Source organism: Flavobacterium sp. LC2016-12 (genome assembly GCF_015351595.1).
Lineage (GTDB): Bacteria > Bacteroidota > Bacteroidia > Flavobacteriales > Flavobacteriaceae > Flavobacterium.
In genome coordinates this window covers 316,703-323,466 of the sequence record NZ_JADKPT010000006.1, presented here as the reverse complement: position 1 = coordinate 323,466, position 6,764 = coordinate 316,703, and the positions used below count along the sequence as shown (strand labels likewise).

Annotated in this window: 2 protein-coding genes; both read left to right on the top strand. The window is 33.8% G+C overall.

From position 1 onward, the window contains the following. On the top strand, positions 1-2,351 hold a 2,351-nt coding region (locus IRZ99_RS12575; protein WP_194657588.1), incomplete at its 5' end, for a T9SS sorting signal type C domain-containing protein. Positions 2,352-2,512: 161 nt separating this feature from the next. After that, positions 2,513-6,370: a T9SS sorting signal type C domain-containing protein gene (locus IRZ99_RS12570; protein ID WP_228519080.1), complete on the top strand. Its 3,858-nt coding sequence runs from the start codon at positions 2,513-2,515 to the stop codon at positions 6,368-6,370. The last annotated feature ends 394 nt before the right edge of the window (positions 6,371-6,764 follow it).

Here is a 6,764-nt window from a genome sequence, read left to right as displayed (position 1 = left end):
AATGGGGAACAGGATCTACAGTTGGAACAAATCCAATTTCGGGAGCTACCTCAAGTACATACGCGACAGGTACTCTTACTAGTAACACAACTTATTGGGTACAAATTGTGAACACCACTTCACCATGTACTGCTACAACAGGCGGAGTTTCTCAATTGGTAACGGTAAACCAAAAATCAGCTGATCCACTATCTGCGAGTGCAGGTTCAGCAACAATCTGTAATGGAGGAAGTACTACTTTAACGCTTAACGGTGGAGGAGGCGGAACTGGTGAAACCATAAAATGGTACACTGCTTCTTGTGGAGGAACTGTAGTCGGCACAGGTAATGGTCTTTCTGTTAGTCCAACTGTTACTACTACTTATTATGGACGTTATGAAGATGGTACTCCATGTAATTATAATTCAAATTGTTCTTCAGTAACAGTAACGGTAAACACAGTAACAGCACTTCCAACAATAACAATAAAACAACCAACATGTACTGTATTAACAGGAGATATTACAGTAACATCTCCGGCAGCAGGAACAGGATTTAACTATAGTATTGACGGAACTGACTATTCAAATACAACAGGTGTTTTCGCCAACTTAGGAGCAAATACTTATTATGTTACTACTAAAAATACTTCAGGATGTATTTCACCTGCAGAAACTGCCGTAGTAATTTCTTCTACTAATAGAGTATGGAATGGTTCTATAGATAAGGATTGGACAAATCCGTTAAACTGGACACCAAATATAGTGCCTGGAAGTACAGATTGCGTAGTAATACCTACAACTGGAGAACAACCTGAAATCGCTGCCAATACTGCTGTAGAAATATATTCTATTGCAGTAAACAATGGTGGTTTATTAACCGTAAATTCTAAAGCAATTTTAACAGTTAATAAAGGGGTAACAGTTGATGCCGGAGGTAACCTAGTATTCGAAGATGATTCTAGTTTATTGCAAAAAACAGATGATAACACGATCAATTCCGGAAATATTACCTATAAACGTATTACTGCGGATGTGAGTCGTTATGACTTTACTTTTTGGTCGTCCCCTGTAACTCGTACACCAGCATTTACACTTGCTGATGTATCGCCACTCACTTTGTATGATAAATATTATAGTTATGTGCCGGGAACAGGATGGAAAATTAGTATTAGAGGTGTCCTGCCAATGGAGCCGGGTATAGGTTATATTATCAGAGCACCTCAAAATTATGATATCGATAAAGCACTTGCTAAAAAATATGAGGCATCCTTTATTGGGAAACCAAATAATGGAAGGATAGAAATAACTACTGTGAAAGATGAAAATATGCTGATAGGAAATCCATATCCTTCAGCTGTGGATGCTGAAATGTTTATCAAGGAGAATTATCGTATTGCAAATGTTCAGGTAGGTTCTCTATATTTTTGGACTCACAATACGACCATGAGTACCTCTTTTCCTGGGGATTATAAATATAATTATACTGTCGCAGATTATGCAGTTTATAATTTAACAGGCGGTACTGAAGGAGCGAGTACTATAGGGAACAATGATGCTCCTAGTGGATATATTGCAGCTGGAGCGGCTTTCTTTATAGAACCTGACTCAAATAATATAATTGCATTTACCAACGACATGAGAGTTGGTACTAACAATGACCAGTTTTTTAAGACTGCAAAGGCAAAAGATGAAGGTAAAAATCGTCTTTGGTTAAATATGACCAATGAACAAGGTGTTTTCAAGCAAGCCTTAATTGGATATGTTGATGGCGCAACTAATAACTGGGATTATAATTATGATGGAGCAACTCTTGATGGAAACACTTATGCAGATTTTTACAGTATTAATGAAACGAACAAATTAACTATTCAGGGGCGTGCACTTCCTTTTAGTGATAGTGATCTGATTCCATTGGGATATGTAAGTAGTATTGCAGGTGATTTTACTATCTCTATCGATCACGCTGACGGACTATTTGATACTCAAGCTGTTTATTTAGAAGACAAAAAGGCTGGAAAAACAGTTGATTTACGTGCTGCAAATTATACTTTTACAAGTGAGAAAGGAACTTTTGAAAATCGTTTTGTACTTGCTTATACAAACAAAACACTAGGAACTGGTGACTTTGAAAATATCGAAAACGGACTTTTAGTTTCAGTTAAAGATAAGACTGTCAAAGTTACCTCAGCTAAAGAGCCAATAAAGGAAGTTACTATTTTTGATATTAACGGAAAACTACTTTACGACAAAAAGAAAGTTGGTTCAACTGAATTACAGATCTCAAATTTGCAGGCAGCTAATCAGGTTTTATTAGTGAAAGTGATGTTGGAAAATGGATTTACAACTACCAGAAAAATTATTTTTCAATAGATAAAAATAATACTCAGTTTAAGGAGAGACGTACATTGTACGTCTCTTTTTTTTGTGCTATTCAGACTTTTAAATATCACTAAAAGTGGGTATTGTCTGTTTTTACAAATCAGTATAAATTTCAGGCTATTCTTATAATTAATAACTTGATATTTTCGATTTTGATTAAAAACTTAATTTTTTCGCTCGTTTTAGTTTGTCTCATTGATAAGACTAAAGTTTATGCACAGCAAGGAAAAGTAGATGTTACTTTTAATACTTATGATGATGGTTCTATTGGAGATGGTTTTGACAACACAGTACGGACCTTGTTTTTACAAGGGGATCAAAACCTAATTGTTGGCGGCGATTATTTGAATCTCAATGGAATTCCGTCTGCTTATTTGACCCGTCTAAAACCTGACGGAACAATAGATGAGAACTTTTCTATCGGAACAGGCTTCAATGGTAAAATTTATGCCTCTTATGTTCAGTCAGATGGAAAAATAATTGTTGGTGGCAGTTTTACTTCTTTTAGAGGAATAAGTTGCGGACGGTTAATTCGTTTAAATGCTGACGGCTCTTACGACACTTCTTTTAATACTTCAATTGCTGCGACAACGGGAATTATTTATGAAATTTCTCCGCAACCCGACGGAAAAATTATAGTTGTTGGGAGTTTTACCAAGTATAATAATGTTACTGTAAATCGTATTGCCCGCATTCTTCCTTCGGGTGATTTAGATACCTCTTTTGTGACGGGATCAGGTTCAGCATCAAATATTACTAATGTAAGTGTTTTAGCAGATGGGAAAATTTTGCTTACGGGAAATTTTACTTCTTTTAATGGTGTTCCTGCTAATAGAATTGTTCGTCTGTATTCTGATGGTCGTATTGATACATATTTTAATATAGGAATTGGTTTTGATGATGACGTGAGCGCAATGGCTATTCAACAAGATGGGAAAATTATCCTGGGAGGGAAATTTACTAACTATAACGGAATTGATGCCAACAGAATCATTCGGATTAATTATGATGGAAGTATTGATAATAATTTTTTATCAGGAACAGGATTCAGTGCTGGTGCAGTGCAGAAAATTAAAAGTGATAGTTTAGGTAATATAATGATCGGTGGATCTTTTACAGGCAATTATAATGGAAACGACGTCAACAGAGTTTGTATCTTGAATTCTAATGGAGTTCTTAATACTGATATTGATTTTGGATCGGGACCGGCTTCTGCATCTGTTTTAACGTTGGAGTATGACGCAGAAGGTGCCTGGTATATTGGTGGTTCGTTTTCGGTTTTTGATGGACTAAATCAGGGCAGACTTGCCAAAATTAATTCAGAAGGAGAATACGATACCGGATATTTATCAGCAGGAGTTGGCTTCGATAATTCCGTTTTAAAAGTGCTGCCTTTAGAAAGCAAAAAAACAATGGTGTTTGGGAATTTTAAAAAATTCAATGGTGTTTTTGCTTCAAGAATAGCTCGTCTTTTAGAAGATGGATCACTAGATACCGGTTTTAACGCATTACAAATTGGAGCCAATAATTTAATAAAAAATGCTGTTATACAAGCAGATGGAAAAATCATTTGTGGAGGGAATTTCACAAAATACAATGAAACGCTTATCAACAGGATTGTTCGAATTCTGCCAGATGGAACAGTTGATGACACCTTTAATGTTGGCATGGGTTTTAATAGTCAGATTTATGCAATGGCTATTCAATCTGATCAGAAAATACTTGTTGGAGGTAATTTTACCAAATATAATGATGCATCTTCCGGAAGATTAATTCGATTATTACCAAATGGTTCACGCGATATGAACTTTAATGTTGGTCTTGGTGCCGACGCCATTATAGAGGTTATCGTAGTTCAGCCAGATAAAAAGATTTTGGTTGGTGGACGTTTTGGTAGTTTTAATGGACAATTGATTTCCCGTTTGATTCGTTTAAATGCTGATGGAAGTATTGATTCAGGCTTCAATGTAGGAAATGGTTTTGATAAATATATTTATGCAATTGCACTGCAATCCGATGGAAAAATAATCGTCGGTGGAAATTTTCTGAGTTATAATGGAAGTGCACAAAAACGAATAGTTCGATTGAATTCTAATGGCAGTCTAGATGCCACTTTTCAATCTGGTTCAGGTTTTAGTAAGGGAGACGTCCGAAGTATTTTAGTGCAACCAGACGATCGTATTTTAATAGGAGGTACTTTTTCTGGTACATACAAAAACACTACTGCACTACGATTGATTCGTTTGCTGAAGTCTGGTGATTTTGATACTTCTTTTGATGCCCGACTTAATAATAAACTCTATACAATGGGTTTTACTGCACATCAGCGATTAATGATTGGTGGTGATTTTAATTCTGTTTCGGGGATATCAAAACATAGATTAGCAAGATTAAAGCTTTGTTTAGAGTCAACTTCTTGGAACGGAACAAATTGGTCAAATGGTTTACCGTCAGGCGGAAAAGAAATTTATTTTCAAGAAGATTATTCTTCCCTGATGGCGGCAAATGTATGTAGCTGTTCGATTGCTGAAGGTAAAGTAGTGACACTTTTAAGCGGTAATACTTTAGAAATTGAGTTTTCTTATTTTGGTCAGGGCACATTGGTTTTGGAGGATTCGGCAAATTTATATCAATCTGACGATGATATGATCAATACGGGTATAATTCATCTTAAAAGAAAATCATCACCAATACTAAAATATGATTATACATTTTGGTCGTCACCCGTTGAAAATCAAAAATTAATTGCTGTTTCTCCACAGACTTTAGTAGATAAATTCTATTCTTATAATTGTCTAACTAGTAATTGGATTCTTGAAAAACCTTCCAACAGTATGATTCCTGGCAGAGGATATATTATAAGGGGGCCACAGTATTTTTCTGCAACTATTCCATCGGTATACGAGGCGATCTTTAAAGGAATTCCAAACAATGGAAAAATTGAAGTTAATTTAGGTGATAATGAAAATTATAGTTTAGTTGGTAATCCTTATCCTTCAACCATAAATGCAGATCTTTTTTTGAAAAAAAATAATAAGAAAATTAAAGGCGGACTTTATTTCTGGACGCATAATACCCCAATTACTGATCATGAATATAATATTGATGATTATGCGGTGTATAATCTACTTGGAGGAGTAGGGACACGGGCGGCCTTGTCTACAGGAATTAATGAAAGTATTCCGGATAAAACTATTGGTTCCGGGCAATCTTTTTTTGTTATTAGTAAAGAAATTGGAACGGCAGAATTTAATAACAGCATGAGATTAGTTGATAAAAGTTTTACTTTTTTTAAACCGGGTAATGCGAAAAGTGAAGAGAAAACTGAAATTGAGAAGCATCGTATCTGGTTAGATCTAAAAAATGAAAAGAGTATTTTTAAGCAAATCCTCGTAGGCTATATTGAAGGTGCTACCAATTTTTATGATGAAGATTTTGATGCCGAACCTTTAAATGGTAATCAGTTTGTTGATTTTTATAGTATCGTGGAAGAGAAAAAATTAGTAATTCAGGGTAGGTCATTACCTTTTGAAGAGACAGATTCAATTTCATTAGGTTATACAACTAGTGTCGAAGGAAGCTTTACTCTTAGCATAGATCATGCTGATGGATTATTTTCAACTCCGAGAGATATTTTTATCGAAGACAAGGATTTAAAAATTATACATAATCTTAAGAATGAGCCTTATTTTTTTAATACAACTAAAGGAACTTTTAATGATCGTTTTAGATTAAGTTTTATTGATCGAAATTTAAAAGTGGAAAGTTTTGAAATAGAAACTAATAAAATTTCTGTTTTTGTAAACAAGCAAAATATATTTATTGATGCTGGAAAAAATGATATTAGAAATATTGTAGTATTTGATATTTTGGGTAAGCAGATTTATAGAAAAAACAACATTAAAAACACAAAATTTTCCATAGAAAATTTGCTCGCAAAAAATCAAATTTTATTGGTAAAAGTGTCATTAGAAAATGAATACAATAAGTCCTTTAAAATAATTTATTAATAATACTTTTCTGTTTTTTTTAAGTCATTTCCTAACAGAGGGAATGACTTTTTTTTTGAACTAAATTTCAGCCAGATTTCTCTTTGCTGACGTTTTTTTTGTGTTAAAATTAATTTTAACATAATTTTTTTTCAAATCATTATATTTTTTAATGAATAACTAAAAAATGCGCATTTTATTTATCAGTTGAGTTACATTTTTCAAATGATGAATTACATGAAAATTTTTTTTTTATGAGAAATAACTTAAAATAATTAAATCGTTGTTTTTTGGTCAAAATATAAGAGTCTGATTTGCATTTAGTTAGTTGAAAATTGTACATTGTTTATGGCATTTTAGTGATAAAATGGGGTTGTAAAAGCAGCTCAAGAACTCGATAAAATGCAAACTCAAA